13 protein-coding genes are annotated in these 11,941 nt (G+C 58.9%); 3 read left to right on the top strand and 10 right to left on the bottom strand.

The window, feature by feature from the left end:
• Positions 1-393: 393 nt before the first annotated feature.
• The 4 genes from INF68_RS04640 to INF68_RS04655 all read right to left on the bottom strand — a co-directional run bounded on the left by INF68_RS04640 (position 394) and on the right by INF68_RS04655 (position 3,800).
• Positions 394-2,091, bottom strand: coding sequence for an NAD-dependent malic enzyme (locus tag INF68_RS04640; protein ID WP_109844108.1), 1,698 nt, complete (start codon positions 2,089-2,091; stop codon positions 394-396).
• Between the two features lie 176 nt (positions 2,092-2,267).
• Entirely contained in the window at positions 2,268-2,405 is a 138-nt protein-coding gene (gene sra, locus INF68_RS04645; RefSeq protein ID WP_008501714.1) for a stationary-phase-induced ribosome-associated protein, read from the bottom strand.
• Positions 2,406-2,500: 95 nt separating this feature from the next.
• Positions 2,501-2,716 (bottom strand): biofilm-dependent modulation protein, encoded by a 216-nt coding sequence (gene bdm, locus INF68_RS04650; protein ID WP_013096534.1) that lies wholly within the window; start codon positions 2,714-2,716, stop codon positions 2,501-2,503.
• A gap of 232 nt (positions 2,717-2,948) precedes the next feature.
• Positions 2,949-3,800 (bottom strand): Vmh family MBL fold metallo-hydrolase, encoded by an 852-nt coding sequence (locus INF68_RS04655; protein ID WP_126786913.1) that lies wholly within the window; start codon positions 3,798-3,800, stop codon positions 2,949-2,951.
• A gap of 110 nt (positions 3,801-3,910) precedes the next feature.
• Here INF68_RS04655 and INF68_RS04660 point away from each other — a divergent pair, with 110 nt between their 5' ends.
• Positions 3,911-4,786 (top strand): LysR family transcriptional regulator, encoded by an 876-nt coding sequence (locus INF68_RS04660; protein WP_126786912.1) that lies wholly within the window; start codon positions 3,911-3,913, stop codon positions 4,784-4,786.
• Positions 4,787-4,793: 7 nt separating this feature from the next.
• Here INF68_RS04660 and INF68_RS04665 read toward each other — a convergent pair whose 3' ends face one another.
• Positions 4,794-5,753, bottom strand: coding sequence for a hypothetical protein (locus INF68_RS04665; protein WP_126786911.1), 960 nt, complete (start codon positions 5,751-5,753; stop codon positions 4,794-4,796).
• 115 nt (positions 5,754-5,868) lie between these two features.
• Here INF68_RS04665 and INF68_RS04670 point away from each other — a divergent pair, with 115 nt between their 5' ends.
• Positions 5,869-6,297, top strand: a complete 429-nt coding sequence (locus INF68_RS04670; RefSeq protein ID WP_023311893.1) for an OsmC family protein — start codon at positions 5,869-5,871, stop codon at positions 6,295-6,297.
• Between the two features lie 23 nt (positions 6,298-6,320).
• Here INF68_RS04670 and INF68_RS04675 read toward each other — a convergent pair whose 3' ends face one another.
• A complete protein-coding gene (locus tag INF68_RS04675; RefSeq protein WP_126786910.1) occupies positions 6,321-7,226 on the bottom strand; it encodes a LysR family transcriptional regulator in 906 nt (301 codons plus the stop codon).
• 133 nt (positions 7,227-7,359) lie between these two features.
• On the opposite strand from INF68_RS04675, the gene INF68_RS04680 reads away from it, so the two are divergent.
• The gene (locus INF68_RS04680) at positions 7,360-8,109 is read left to right on the top strand and encodes an SDR family NAD(P)-dependent oxidoreductase (protein ID WP_109844114.1); all 750 of its coding nucleotides are present in this window, start codon (positions 7,360-7,362) and stop codon (positions 8,107-8,109) included.
• Here INF68_RS04680 and INF68_RS04685 read toward each other — a convergent pair.
• The 4 genes from INF68_RS04685 to INF68_RS04700 are packed head-to-tail and all read right to left on the bottom strand — an operon-like array spanning position 8,106 to position 11,926.
• Positions 8,106-9,035, bottom strand: a complete 930-nt coding sequence (locus tag INF68_RS04685; RefSeq protein ID WP_126786909.1) for an ABC transporter ATP-binding protein — start codon at positions 9,033-9,035, stop codon at positions 8,106-8,108. The genes INF68_RS04680 and INF68_RS04685 overlap by 4 nt on opposite strands.
• On the bottom strand, positions 9,028-10,014 hold the full coding sequence (locus INF68_RS04690) for an ABC transporter ATP-binding protein (protein ID WP_126303355.1): 987 nt from the start codon (positions 10,012-10,014) through the stop codon (positions 9,028-9,030). Before INF68_RS04690 ends, INF68_RS04685 begins: the two co-directional genes overlap by 8 nt.
• Positions 10,014-10,907, bottom strand: a complete 894-nt coding sequence (ddpC, locus tag INF68_RS04695; protein ID WP_126786908.1) for a D,D-dipeptide ABC transporter permease — start codon at positions 10,905-10,907, stop codon at positions 10,014-10,016. The genes INF68_RS04690 and ddpC overlap by 1 nt, the downstream gene beginning before the upstream one ends.
• Positions 10,904-11,926 carry an ABC transporter permease gene (locus INF68_RS04700; protein ID WP_033145620.1) on the bottom strand — a complete coding sequence of 341 codons (1,023 nt, stop codon included), beginning with the start codon at positions 11,924-11,926 and terminating at the stop codon, positions 10,904-10,906. Before INF68_RS04700 ends, ddpC begins: the two co-directional genes overlap by 4 nt.
• Between the last annotated feature and the right edge of the window lie 15 nt (positions 11,927-11,941).

Here is an 11,941-nt window from a genome sequence, read left to right on the forward strand (position 1 = left end):
AGGGTGAGGGGAACATACGGCTGTAGTGGTCATTCCGTTCACTTTATGTTCCTTGCTACTCTGTAACGACATGACCTGTGAACGTGCCAGGGTGGCTCAGTCGCCACCACCCTGGCGACCCGGGCTCCCGGCGGTAAATCGCCGCTTCGCGGTGCCCTCGGCTTATTCCTTCCGGCTTATCGGGGACGGGCGGAGGCAACGTCCATGTAAAGCCCGCCCTCTCGGCGCATCCCTGCGCCTCGCCCCGGCCGGAAGGCAAACGCCTCAGCGATTTACAGCCGGACCAGGGTATCGCTGTAAGTCATCTATTTTCTGGAAGCAAGATCCATCGCTTCGGGTAGAGAAATTACTGTGGTTCCCTCTCCCACAGGGAGAGGGAACGGTCGGAGCGGATTAAATCGAGGTACGGCGATAGCTGCGGTATTCAGGCTTCCAGAAGTTGTCGTCGATGGCCTGCTGCAGCGCGTCGGCAGAGGTTTTCACCGCCACGCCCTGCTGCTGCGCCATTTTACCTACCGCAAACGCGATCGCGCGCGACACCTTGTGAATGTCTTTCAGCTCCGGCAGCACCAGCCCTTCACCGTTGTTGACCAGCGGAGAGTAGCCCGCAAGGGTTTCGCTCGCCGACATCAGCATCTCATCGGTAATGCGGGATGCGCCGGAAGCGATCACGCCCAGCCCAATGCCCGGGAAGATGTAAGAGTTGTTGCACTGGGCGATCGGATAGATTTTATCCTTCCACACCACCGGGTCGAACGGGCTGCCGGTGGCGACCAGGGCGTTACCTTCGGTCCAGGCGATGATGTCCTGCGGCGTCGCTTCCACGCGGGAGGTCGGGTTGGAAAGCGGCATAACGATAGGGCGTTCGCAGTGCTTGTGCATCTCGCGAATGATCTCTTCGGTGAAGAGGCCGGTTTGCCCGGAAACGCCGATCAGAATATCCGGCTTCACGTTGCGCACCACGTCCAGCAGGGAAAGGACTTCGTTGTCGGTATCCCAGTTTTTCAGGTTCTCGCGCTTCTGCACCAGCTTGTTCTGGAACGGCAGCAGGTTCGGCATAGCGTCGGTCAGCAGGCCGAAACGGTCAACCATAAAGACGCGGGAGCGGGCCAGCTCTTCGCTTAAGCCTTCGCGCTGCGTCTGGGCGATGATCTGCTCGGCGATACCACAGCCCGCAGAGCCTGCGCCCAGGAAGACGATTTTCTGGTAGCTCAGCTGGCTGCCGGCTGCGCGGCTGGCGGCGATAAGCGTACCCACGGTCACGGCCGCGGTGCCCTGGATGTCGTCGTTAAAGGAGCAGATCTCATCGCGATAGCGGTTCAGCAGCGGCATCGCGTTTTTCTGCGCGAAGTCTTCAAACTGCAGCAGAACGTCCGGCCAGCGGTGCTTCACGGCCTGGATGAAGTCGTCGACAAACTGGTAGTACTCGTCGTCGGTAATGCGCGGATGGCGCCAGCCCATATAGAGCGGATCGTTGAGCAACTGCTGGTTGTTGGTCCCGACGTCCAGCACCACCGGCAGGGTATACGCCGGGCTGATGCCGCCGCAGGCGGTGTAGAGAGAGAGTTTACCGATTGGGATCCCCATCCCGCCAATGCCCTGGTCGCCGAGGCCGAGAATACGTTCGCCGTCGGTCACCACAATCACTTTGATATTGTGGTTTGGCACGTTCTGCAGAATATCGTCCATGTTGTGACGGTTCTGATAGGAGATGAATACCCCGCGTGAACGACGGTAGATCTCTGAGAAACGCTCGCAGGCCGCACCCACCGTCGGGGTGTAGATCACCGGCATCATCTCTTCGAGATGATTCTGCACCAGGCGATAGAAGAGGGTTTCATTGGTGTCCTGAATGTTGCGCAGGTAGATGTGCTTGTCGATTTCGGTTTTGAAACCCTGATACTGGATCCACGCGCGCTCCGCCTGTTCTTCAATGGTTTCAACCACTTCGGGTAGTAAACCCAGCAGGTTAAAGCTGCTGCGCTCTTCCATGCTGAAGGCGCTGCCTTTGTTGAGCAGGGGGAATTCGAGTAAAACCGGTCCGGCGTATGGGATGTATAAGGAACGATGTTTTTTCAGTTTGTTGTCCATGTCACTCACTCTTTTTATGAAGATCCGTCCCTGACACTGCTGTTTGTCATCTTTCTGGCCTGTGCGATGGGGTGCGGTCAGGCGGTATTATAAAGGAGCTAAATATTAATTACCGCAACACATAAACAAAAACACCATCGGGATTACCGATGGTGTCCTGGATCTCAGTCTGGAACTTACTTGCCGGCGTGGCGTTTTCTGCCGGTGGCGTGAGTGACCTGCGTTTCATGGTCGCCTTCAATCACCACTTTACGCTGATTAGAAAGCTTGTAGTTCAGTCCCAGAATATGGCGTGCCTGACGGTTCGATTTCATGTTAACTCCTCAATCCTGTTGATAGTTTTAAGGACCAGTTTGCTCACGCAAACGAAATGTAACCCCTTAGGTTGCAGATCCAGCTTAGCAGGTTTTTACAAGGGTGCGTTTTGCCCGCTGACGACGTAGTTAATAGTCTGCTGGTAGATGTCACTGAGGATGTCATTATCCGTGGATTCCACCCATTTGGTCAGTTCCATCAAAATGTCATCTTCAGTCACAGCACCGTGCTCGGCGTGAAGACCCTGCGCAATCGCGTTAACGAGTTCAGGTTGTGCTGCTGCAGTATTAGCCGGGTAATAAGTAAACATGCTGCCTCCGTGTCGTTGTCTGTTTAATGGTACGGCTCGCAAAAAATTTAATTCATAAACAGAATGGCAAATATTTTCCCGGTTGTGGTTCAGATTCATCTTAGAAATAAAAATGACATAAGTGCATGCTTTTATGCGCTTTTAAAAGATGTGGCTATATCTACGGGTAACGGCGGGGATATTTTGTCGGGGCTCCTGCTATCGCGGAAATATAGCAGGAGCCGTTTTTAAATTACCACTTCATTTCGCCAGTGTTCACTTTGGCGCTTAATTCCAGCGAGCTTTCATCAGCCAGGCCTGGATACTGTTTTTTTAGGGTATTGATAACGCCTGCGGAATCTTTATGCGCGGTTAAAGCCTTTTCAAAGCGCTGCAGATAGTCGCGGGTAAAATCAACTGCGCCAGTGCCCGCTGGCGGGGTGCCCAGATAGTGCCCCGGGATGACGCGCTCAGGTTTGTGCGCGGTCATATTCTCCAGCGTTTCCTGCCACTGCTTGCGGCTTTCCGGCGTCTGGGTGTCTGCTGTCCAGACGTGAATACCCCAGGCTACCCCGGTGCCGCCAAGGATCGTTTTTGCTGACGGGATCCACACATAGGCCGCGTAGCTGTCTGGCTGCTCGATATCCACCTTTTCCCCGTCAACCATGAACGTGGTGGAGGCAAGCACCTGCGGGACAACCAGCTTCGTTGGCGCGCCGTCTTTCATCTGCGGCCCCCAGAAGGCGAGCTTGGCGTCTTTGGTGGCTTTAATATGGTCAACCACATGCTGTGTGGCCACCACTTTGGCATTCGGGAAGGCTTTGACCAGCGGCTGCAGGCCAAAATAGAAATCCGGATCGCCGGAGGTGATCACAATCTTATTCAGGGTTTTACCGCTGCGGCGGATTTTTTCTACCAGCGCTTCGCCATCCTTCACGCTGAACTGCGCGTCAAACAGCACCGCCTCTTTCGGGCCGGAAACCAGCGTGGAGGAGACCGGGAAAATGCCTTTTTCCTGCGGGTTATAGGTATCGATCGTCAACGGCGCGGCAAACGCGGCCGGAGTGAAAAGGGTGGAAAGCAGGGCAAGGTGAGTGAATTTCATGCTGTTGTCTCTGTTGTTCAGGAATGTGTCTATTGTACGGATATTCGCATTTGCCAGAATTCCTGAAACAAGACATGCTTAGTTTCATAAATCGAGCAGATGGAGCTTATATGGATCGCGTTATCGCCGCTCAGGTCTACAACCGGATATGCGAGCTGGGCAGTTTGAGCGCGGCGGCCCGCGCGTTGGGCATTTCCCGACCGATGGTGAGCCGCTACCTTGAACAAATGGAGAAATGGGCGGGAACGCGGCTGGTAAACCGCTCCACGCGCAAGCTGACGCTGACCGCGGCAGGGGAAAAGGTACTGCAAAAAACCCGGACGCTCTCGCAGATTTCGCAGGAAATCGAGGGCCAGTCGGAGAAAGATCTGCCGTCCGGCACGCTGCGCGTGGCCTGCGCCCATTTTACCGCCATGCACCTGATTGCGCCGGTCCTGCCCGGTCTGCTCTTGCGCTACCCGCAGCTGCGCATCGAGCTGGACGTGAATAACCACCCGGTCAGCCTGGTGGGAGAGCGCATTGATGTCGCCGTGCGCATTACCGACAACCCCGAACCCGGCATGATTGCCCGCCGGCTGGGGGAATGTCGCTCGGTGCTCTGCGCCTCGCCGGCGTATCTGGCACAGCACGGTATCCCCGTCAGCCCCGAAGAATTAGCGCAGCACAACTGCCTGCACTACAGCTTTTTCGCCGGGCAGTCCTGGCACTTTCTGACGCCGGAAGGGGAAAGCATGAGCGTGGCCGTCAGCGGCAACCTGAGCGCCAGTATCTCTTCGCTGTTGATGGACGCGGCGATTAAGCACTGCGGTATCGCCATGCTGCCGGAGCGCGAAGCGCGTGCCGCGCTGGAACAGGGATTGCTGGTGCCGGTACTGGAGGCGCTCGAGCCGAAAGCGCTTGCCATCCATGGCATTTATCAGTCACGGGAATACCAGCCTGCCGCGCTGCGCGTGTTCCTTGACGAACTGTCGCGCTACCTGGCATAAGAAGGGATTACTTCGCCTTTAGCCAGGGAGACGTCGTGCTCCAGAAAATAATATCGGCACCGAGATAACTTTCGCCGAAGCGGACAAATTCCGCTTTGGTGAACGGTTTGCCGGTCTGAGGATTCTTATAGGTCAGGGTCGGCTCCTGAACCGCCATGGCGATGAGCGGCAGCGTCTGTTTATTTTTATGGAAGAAGGGATAGGCATTCTTCATGTGTGCCTTGCGGTTGGGAACAATGTCCGGCCCACCCAGGCCGATATTGTTAGCGCTGGCGTACGCAAACAGACGCCCCATATAGTTGTGGTCATTATCCCATTCGCACGGCCAGAAGTTTACGTACTGTACGACATGTGATTTCTGAAAAGCCTTTCGCGCAAAGGCCAGGTTTTCCATTTCACCCGCGAAATAGCTGTCGCAGGTAAATCCGGCGGGCGGATTTTTTTCGTCGATATCAATGGCGGTTTCGGGCAGGTTTACCCCATACACCTTGCCATCAAAGCGTTTCGCGAGGGCGGCCAGCAGCGCCTGGTAGCGCTGGCGCACGGCAGGATCCCACTGACGCGCCACCCATCCTGACCCGACCGGCTTGCCTTCGCCGGGGTTATCGAACTGCGGCGCAATCCCGCCACCGTACTTCGTGTCGTGCATCAGATAGTCCGGAACGTAGCGGGCGTCCGGCTCAAAGAAACGATCCTGGATTTGAATAAAGAGCTTTTTTCCGGCGGCCTTAACGCGCGCCAGATCCTGTTCAATCCGCGAGAAGTCATAGCTGTCCTTCTCGGGTTCCAGCAGGCGCCAGTTGTAAACGATCTGCACGCCGCCGATATCGCTTCGCGCAACAAGCGGAAACGCCGCGTCGAGATCGCCTGAGCTGGTATAGATAAAGTTCTCCGGCGTTTTCGCCAGTGAAGAGAGCGACAGAGCCAGCGTGGTGACGGCAACGGCCATCCTGATTTTTAGCGCCATATCATTATCCTTTTTGTCGGTACAGCAGGTGAAAGTCCTGGAATTGTCTGTGTTCCAGGGTGGGCCAGATGCGTAGTCTATACTTAACCCTTTGTAAGCCAAAAGGAGAGCAAGAATGACTATTCATAAGCACGGTTCGGCACACTGGTCTGGCGACATTAAGCGCGGAAAAGGAACGGTTTCCACTGAGAGCGGCGTTCTCAATCAGCAGCCTTATGGTTTCAATACCCGCTTTGAGGGTGAAAAGGGGACCAACCCCGAAGAGCTGATTGGCGCTGCACATGCGGCCTGCTTCTCGATGGCGCTGTCGCTGATGCTCGGGGAAGCGGGCTATACCGCCGATTCCATTGATACCACGGCGGACGTCTCTCTGGATAAAACCGACGGCGGCTTTGCCATCACTAAGGTTGCCCTGAAAAGCAAGGTGACCGTTCCCGGCATCGCTCCACAGCAGTTCGACGGCATTATTCAGAAAGCCAAAGCGGGCTGCCCGGTATCACAGCTCCTGAAGGCCGAGATTACGCTGGACTATAAGCTTAATTAACACCCCGCCGGGTTTGCGCCCGGCTATCCCTTCAGCGCAGCGGGGAACACCTCCGCCAGCCAGGCGATAAATACCTTCAGCCTGTGCGTCAAATGCCGGTTCTGCGGGTAAACCACATGAAACGGATACGCGGCAGGGCGCCAGTCGCCCAGGATCGCCGTCAGCGCCCCCGCCTGCAAATACGCCTTTGCCGAATACTCAAAGGTTTGAACGATCCCCAGCCCCGCCGCGGCAGCCGCCAGATGGGCATTACTTTCATTGACGCCGAGATAGTGCGGGATGTTGATTTCCAGCGCCTCGCCGTTCTGCCGGAAGCGAAACGGAAATGCCCGCCCGGTGACGGGCGAAAGGTAGCTGATCAGCTTGTGCCCGTTGCACAGCTCCTGCGGATAGGCCGGAACGCCGTGATTTTTCAGGTAACCCGGCGTCGCGCAGGTGACCATCTCGGCGTTACCGAGATGACGGGCGATGAGGGTCGAGTCGTCCAGCGGACCGCCGCGGATCACGCAGTCTACGTTACCGCTGATGAGATCGACCGGCCGGTCGGCCACGCCAAGGTCGATGCGGATCTCCGGGTAGCGCCGCATAAAGTCCGGAAGCAGGGGGATGAGCACGTCCCGGGCGGTGGAGCCGCCGACGTCAACCCGCAAATGCCCTTTTGGCGTCGCGCGGGAAACGCGAAACGAGGTGTCGATATCTTCGATATCAATCAGCACCCTGAGCGCTTTTTCATAGTATTCCATCCCTTCAGGCGTCGCGACCACCCGGCGAGTGGTGCGGTGCAGAAGGCGTATCTCCAGGTGCGACTCAAGCGATTTGACCAGCTTGCTCAGCGTGGCGATCGGCATATTCAGCGAGTCCGCCGCGCGGGTAAAGCTGCCGGACTCCACGACCCGCGTAAAGGCGCGCATCGCCATGAGCTGGTCCATGATGACCTCTGATTATTTCTGTATGTGAATAGTCATTTTCATTTTTGCCTGTTTTTCACTAATGCCGCAAGGGCTAAAGTTTGTTCAACGCGAGCGAAAGCGCGCACCGCAAACCCAACAAAAGGTAAATGACATGAACACGACTCTCTCAGGAAAAATCGCACTGGTCACCGGCGGCAGCACCGGTATTGGTCTTGCCACGGCGCAGGAGCTGGCGGCGCAGGGCGCGAAGGTGTACATCACCGGTCGTCGTCAGGCCGAACTGGACGCCGCGGTAGCAGAGATTGCTTCTGACGCAGTGGGCATTCGCGCTGACGTCTCAAAGCTTGCCGATCTGGATGAGGTTTATGCCCGTATAGCAAAAGAAGAAGGCCGTCTTGATATCCTGTTCGCCAATGCCGGTGGCGGCGATATGCTGCCGCTGGGCGCGATCACCGAAGAACAGTTTGACCGGATTTTCGGCACCAACGTTCGCGGGGTGCTGTTTACGGTGCAGAAGGCGCTGCCGCTGCTCTCCGCCGGATCGTCGATTATTCTGACCGGCTCGACGGTGTCCATTAAAGGGACGGCCAATTTCAGCGTCTACAGCGCCAGCAAGGCCGCCGTGCGCAACTTTGCCCGCTCGTGGGCGCTGGATTTGCAGGGCCGCGGGATCCGCGTCAACGTGGTGAGCCCGGGCCCGATCAAAACGCCAGGTCTCGGCGATCTGGTGCCGGAAGAACACCGCCAGGGGCTGTACGACGCGCTGGCCGCCCAGGTACCTCTGGGGCGTTTAGGCGCGCCGGGCGAGGTGGGTAAAGCGGTGGCGTTTCTGGCCTCCGACGCGGCCAGCTTTATTAACGCCATCGAGCTGTTTGTGGACGGCGGAATGGCGCAAATCTAATCCAGACTGCGCCAGCATCGGACGTTACGGCCCTCGCGTGAGGGCTGTAGCGGCTGGGGACGTTCACACCCCTGCGTTGCTATCGGACAACGGTCGCGGAAAAAACAGCCCTCGGGCAGGTGACGGTTGCCGGGAAGCTCCGTTTTGCGTAACGCCAGATTTTCATCCAGCGGTTCACCGGTGCGGGGAACCGAGTCGAGCAGCAGACGGGTATAGGGATGGCGCGGCTCGCCAAGCACCTGCGCGGCGCTTCCCAGCTCCACAATCTGCCCGAGGTACATCACCGCCACCCGGTCGCTCATGTGTCTGACCACCGAGACGTTATGCGAGATTAACACGTAGGTCAGATTACGCTGCTGTTGCAGGTTCACCAGCAGGTTGAGGATTTGCGCCTGCACGGAGATATCCAGCGCGCTGGTGGGTTCATCAAGCACGATAATATCGGGATCGGACGAGAGCGCCCGGGCGATGGCGATGCGCTGGCGCTGCCCGCCGGAGAAGGCGTGCGGAAGCCTGTCGAGGTATTCCGGGCGAATGCCCACCTGCAGCGCCAGATCCTCCGCCAGCTGACGGCGCTCGCGCTCGCTGCTGCGTTTTTGCACCCACACCGGCTCGGTGATGATGCGCCAGACCGGCAATCGCGGGTCGAGCGACGAGAGCGGATCCTGAAACACCATCTGCATGCCGCCTGCGTGGTGCGCCCGCTGGCACGCGCCGGTGCTGGGCTTAAGCATGCCCATCAGCAGCTGGGCCAGCGTGCTTTTCCCGCAGCCGGATTCACCGACAATGCCCAGCGTTTCCCCCCGGCGGATCTGCAGATCGAGCCCGTTGAGGGCATGGACCTGTTCTGTTACGCGGCCCAGCCAGTTTTTGCGCGCCGCAAAGTTCACGTGCACGCTATCCAGTTCCAGCAGTACATCAGACATGGTGTTTCTCCCGTTGTGGATACCAGCAGGCAGCCTGTTGGCCCTCTGCACCGTTGGGTTGTAAGCGCGGCGTTTCGCTGCATTTCGCCCCGGCGGCAAAGCAGCGCTCGCGGAAGGCGCATCCCTGCGGAAGCTGGCTGAGGTTGGGCACCGTGCCGGGGATGGCAGGAAGCAGGTCGCGCGGCTGGCCGTTTTCCGGCGCGCACCGCAGAAGGCCGATGGAGTAGGGATGCACGGGTCGGTGGATCAGCGTTTGCGTGGCACCGCTCTCGATCACGCTCCCGGCATACATCACGTACATCCTGTCGCAGAGCTGCGACACCACGGCCATATCGTGGCTGATAAACAACACCGAGGTCCCGCTGGCCCGCGCCTTGTGCTTCAGGAGGCGCAGCACCTGGAGCTGGACGGTGACATCCAGCGCGGTGGTCGGCTCGTCGGCGATGATCAGCTCCGGCTCGCAGGAGAAGGCAAGGGCGATCATCACCCGCTGGCGCATGCCGCCGGAGAGTTCAAACGGATAACGCTCCATGACCTGCTTCGCGTCCGGGATTTGCATCTCTTCCAGCAGGGCAATCGCCTTCTGCTGCGCCTCGCGCCGCGAAAGCGGCTGATGCTGGCGGATCACTTCCACCATCTGTTTGCCAATCCGCCGCGTCGGGTTGAGGGCGGTCATGGGCTCCTGAAAAATCATCGCCACTCTTGCACCGCGCCACTGGCGAAGCTGCTTCTCGGACGCCGTCAGGACGTTTTCGCCGAGTAACTTCACCTGTCCGTGATGAATGCGGTAGCTCCCTTCCGGCAACAGCCGCATGGCGAGCATGGCGGTCACGGATTTACCCGAACCCGACTCGCCCACCACGCCGACGATTTCGCCCCTGCCGATCTCCAGCGAGACGTGGTTCAGCGCGTGGACCTCACCGCGAAAAATCGGGAAGCTCAGGTGCAGGTCCTCAATACGTAATACCGGTTCGGTCATCACTGTTTTCCTCCCGATTTCGGATCCAGCAGATCGCGGATACCGTCGCCAAACAGGTTAAAGCCTACGGCGGTAATCAAAATCGCCGCACCGGGAAAGGCGCAGTACCACCACTGGTCCAGGACGTAGTTACGGCCAACGGCCACCATCGCGCCCCATTCGGCGGTCGGCTGCTGCGCGCCCAGGCCGATAAACCCCAGCGTGGCGGCCATCAGAATGGCGCTGCCAATGTCCAGCGAAGCCTGCACGATCAGCGGCGGAAGGGCGTTGCGCAGGATATGCCAGCGGATCAAATGCCAGCGGGACGCGCCAAACGTGCGGGCGGCCTGAACGTAGGTAAACTGGCGCACCACCAGGGTTTGCCCGCGCGCCAGGCGGACGTAAAACGGGATGCGGACAATCGCAATCGCCAGCATGGCGTTGAACAGGCTCGGCCCGAGCGCGGCGGCCAGCGCCATGGTCAGCACCAGGGAGGGAATGGAGAGCATGATATCCATCACCCGCATGATGATGGCGTCGCCGCGCCCGCCCAGCACGCCGGAAAAACAGCCCAGCAGTGAGCCAATGCCGCCCGCAATCGCCACCACCGCCAGCCCGGCGGTAATCGACTGCTGGCTGCCCGTCAGCACGCGGCTGAACAGGTCGCGTCCCACCTCATCGGTACCAAACCAGTGTTGCGCAGACGGCGCCTGCAGGCGTGCAGTCAGATCCAGCGCGTTCGGGTCATGCGGCACAATCCACGGCGAAGCCACCATCAGGAAGAGCATCGCATTCATAATGATGCCGCCAACGATCGTGAGCGGGCTTTGACGCAGCATCCAGAACAGCTTTGCCCAGTTGATGCGTTGTCCGGCGGTTTTAGCCGGGACGGGCGTTTCCTGCGTTAACATCATTCGGCACCTCCGCGCCCGATTCGCGGGTCAATCCACAGGTAAAGCAGATCGACCACCAGATTAACCAGCACGTAGGCCAGCGAAACGACGACGGCAAAGCCCATCACGGCAGGGAAATCGAGCGCCTGAATGGACGTCACCACCCAGGCGCCCATGCCCGGCCAGGCAAAGACGGTTTCGGTCAGCACGGCGCCGTAAAGCAGATCGCCCAGCGCCAGCCCGAGCACGGTAATGGACGGGATCATCGCATTCGGCAGAGCGTAGCGCAGGACGATGTACCAGCCGGGCAGTCCGCTGGCGCGCGCGGTGCGGATGTAGTCCTCGCTGAGCTGCTCCAGCATCGCCGAACGAACCTGGCGCGCCACGATCCCCAGGTGAACAAACGCCAGCGTCAGCGAGGGCAAAATCAGGTGCTGAAGCGCGTTAAAAAAGACCTCACCGTTGCCCTCCAGCAGCGCGTCCAGCAGATAAAACCCGGTGACGTGCGTCGGCGGATCGAGCCAGTCGTCCAGCCTGCCGCCGCCCGGGAGGATCTGCAGGTGCCCGTAGAACAGCACGATGACGCCCAGCCCGAGCCAGAAGGCCGGCGTGGAGATCCCGGTCATCGCCATTAAACGCACCAGGTGATCCAGCCAGCGGTTGCGGTACACCGCCGACAAAATCCCCAGCGGCACGCCGATGACCAGTGCCAGCAGCAAAGAACAAAAGGCCAGCTCCAGCGTGGCGGGGAAAAAGGCCTTCAGGTCTTCCGCGACCGGGCGTCCGGTACGGATGGACGTGCCTAAATCGCCGTGGGCCAGAGCGTCCACGTAGCGGCCAAACTGAACATACAGGGGCTGGTCCAGCCCCAGCTGCTGGCGGATGTTCTGCACGATCTCGTCGCTGGCGCGGTCGCCGGCCAGCAGACGGGCCGGATCGCCGGGGATCAGGTGTGAAATAATAAAGGTGATAATACAGACACCGGCCACCACCAGGATTAACCCCCAGCAGCGCTGGCGCACTATGCTCCAGAACGTCATACGCTTTCCCCCGGC

The organism is Enterobacter cloacae complex sp. P16RS2 (assembly GCF_014982155.1).
Lineage (GTDB): Bacteria > Pseudomonadota > Gammaproteobacteria > Enterobacterales > Enterobacteriaceae > Enterobacter > Enterobacter cloacae_M.

Bases quoted from the DNA above. Each gene is read 5' to 3' on its own strand.
- bdm (WP_013096534.1), bottom strand. From the start codon at position 2,716: ATGTTTACTTATTACCCGGCTAATACTGCAGCAGCACAACCTGAACTC.
- sra (WP_008501714.1), bottom strand. From the start codon at position 2,405: ATGAAATCGAACCGTCAGGCACGCCATATTCTGGGACTGAACTACAAG.
- INF68_RS04690 (WP_126303355.1), bottom strand. From the start codon at position 10,014: ATGACCGAACCGGTATTACGTATTGAGGACCTGCACCTGAGCTTCCCG.
- INF68_RS04670 (WP_023311893.1), top strand. From the start codon at position 5,869: ATGACTATTCATAAGCACGGTTCGGCACACTGGTCTGGCGACATTAAG.
- INF68_RS04640 (WP_109844108.1), bottom strand. From the start codon at position 2,091: ATGGACAACAAACTGAAAAAACATCGTTCCTTATACATCCCATACGCC.
- INF68_RS04675 (WP_126786910.1), bottom strand. From the start codon at position 7,226: ATGGACCAGCTCATGGCGATGCGCGCCTTTACGCGGGTCGTGGAGTCC.
- INF68_RS04700 (WP_033145620.1), bottom strand. From the start codon at position 11,926: ATGACGTTCTGGAGCATAGTGCGCCAGCGCTGCTGGGGGTTAATCCTG.
- INF68_RS04680 (WP_109844114.1), top strand. From the start codon at position 7,360: ATGAACACGACTCTCTCAGGAAAAATCGCACTGGTCACCGGCGGCAGC.
- INF68_RS04665 (WP_126786911.1), bottom strand. From the start codon at position 5,753: ATGGCGCTAAAAATCAGGATGGCCGTTGCCGTCACCACGCTGGCTCTG.
- INF68_RS04655 (WP_126786913.1), bottom strand. From the start codon at position 3,800: ATGAAATTCACTCACCTTGCCCTGCTTTCCACCCTTTTCACTCCGGCC.
- INF68_RS04685 (WP_126786909.1), bottom strand. From the start codon at position 9,035: ATGTCTGATGTACTGCTGGAACTGGATAGCGTGCACGTGAACTTTGCG.
- INF68_RS04660 (WP_126786912.1), top strand. From the start codon at position 3,911: ATGGATCGCGTTATCGCCGCTCAGGTCTACAACCGGATATGCGAGCTG.
- ddpC (WP_126786908.1), bottom strand. From the start codon at position 10,907: ATGATGTTAACGCAGGAAACGCCCGTCCCGGCTAAAACCGCCGGACAA.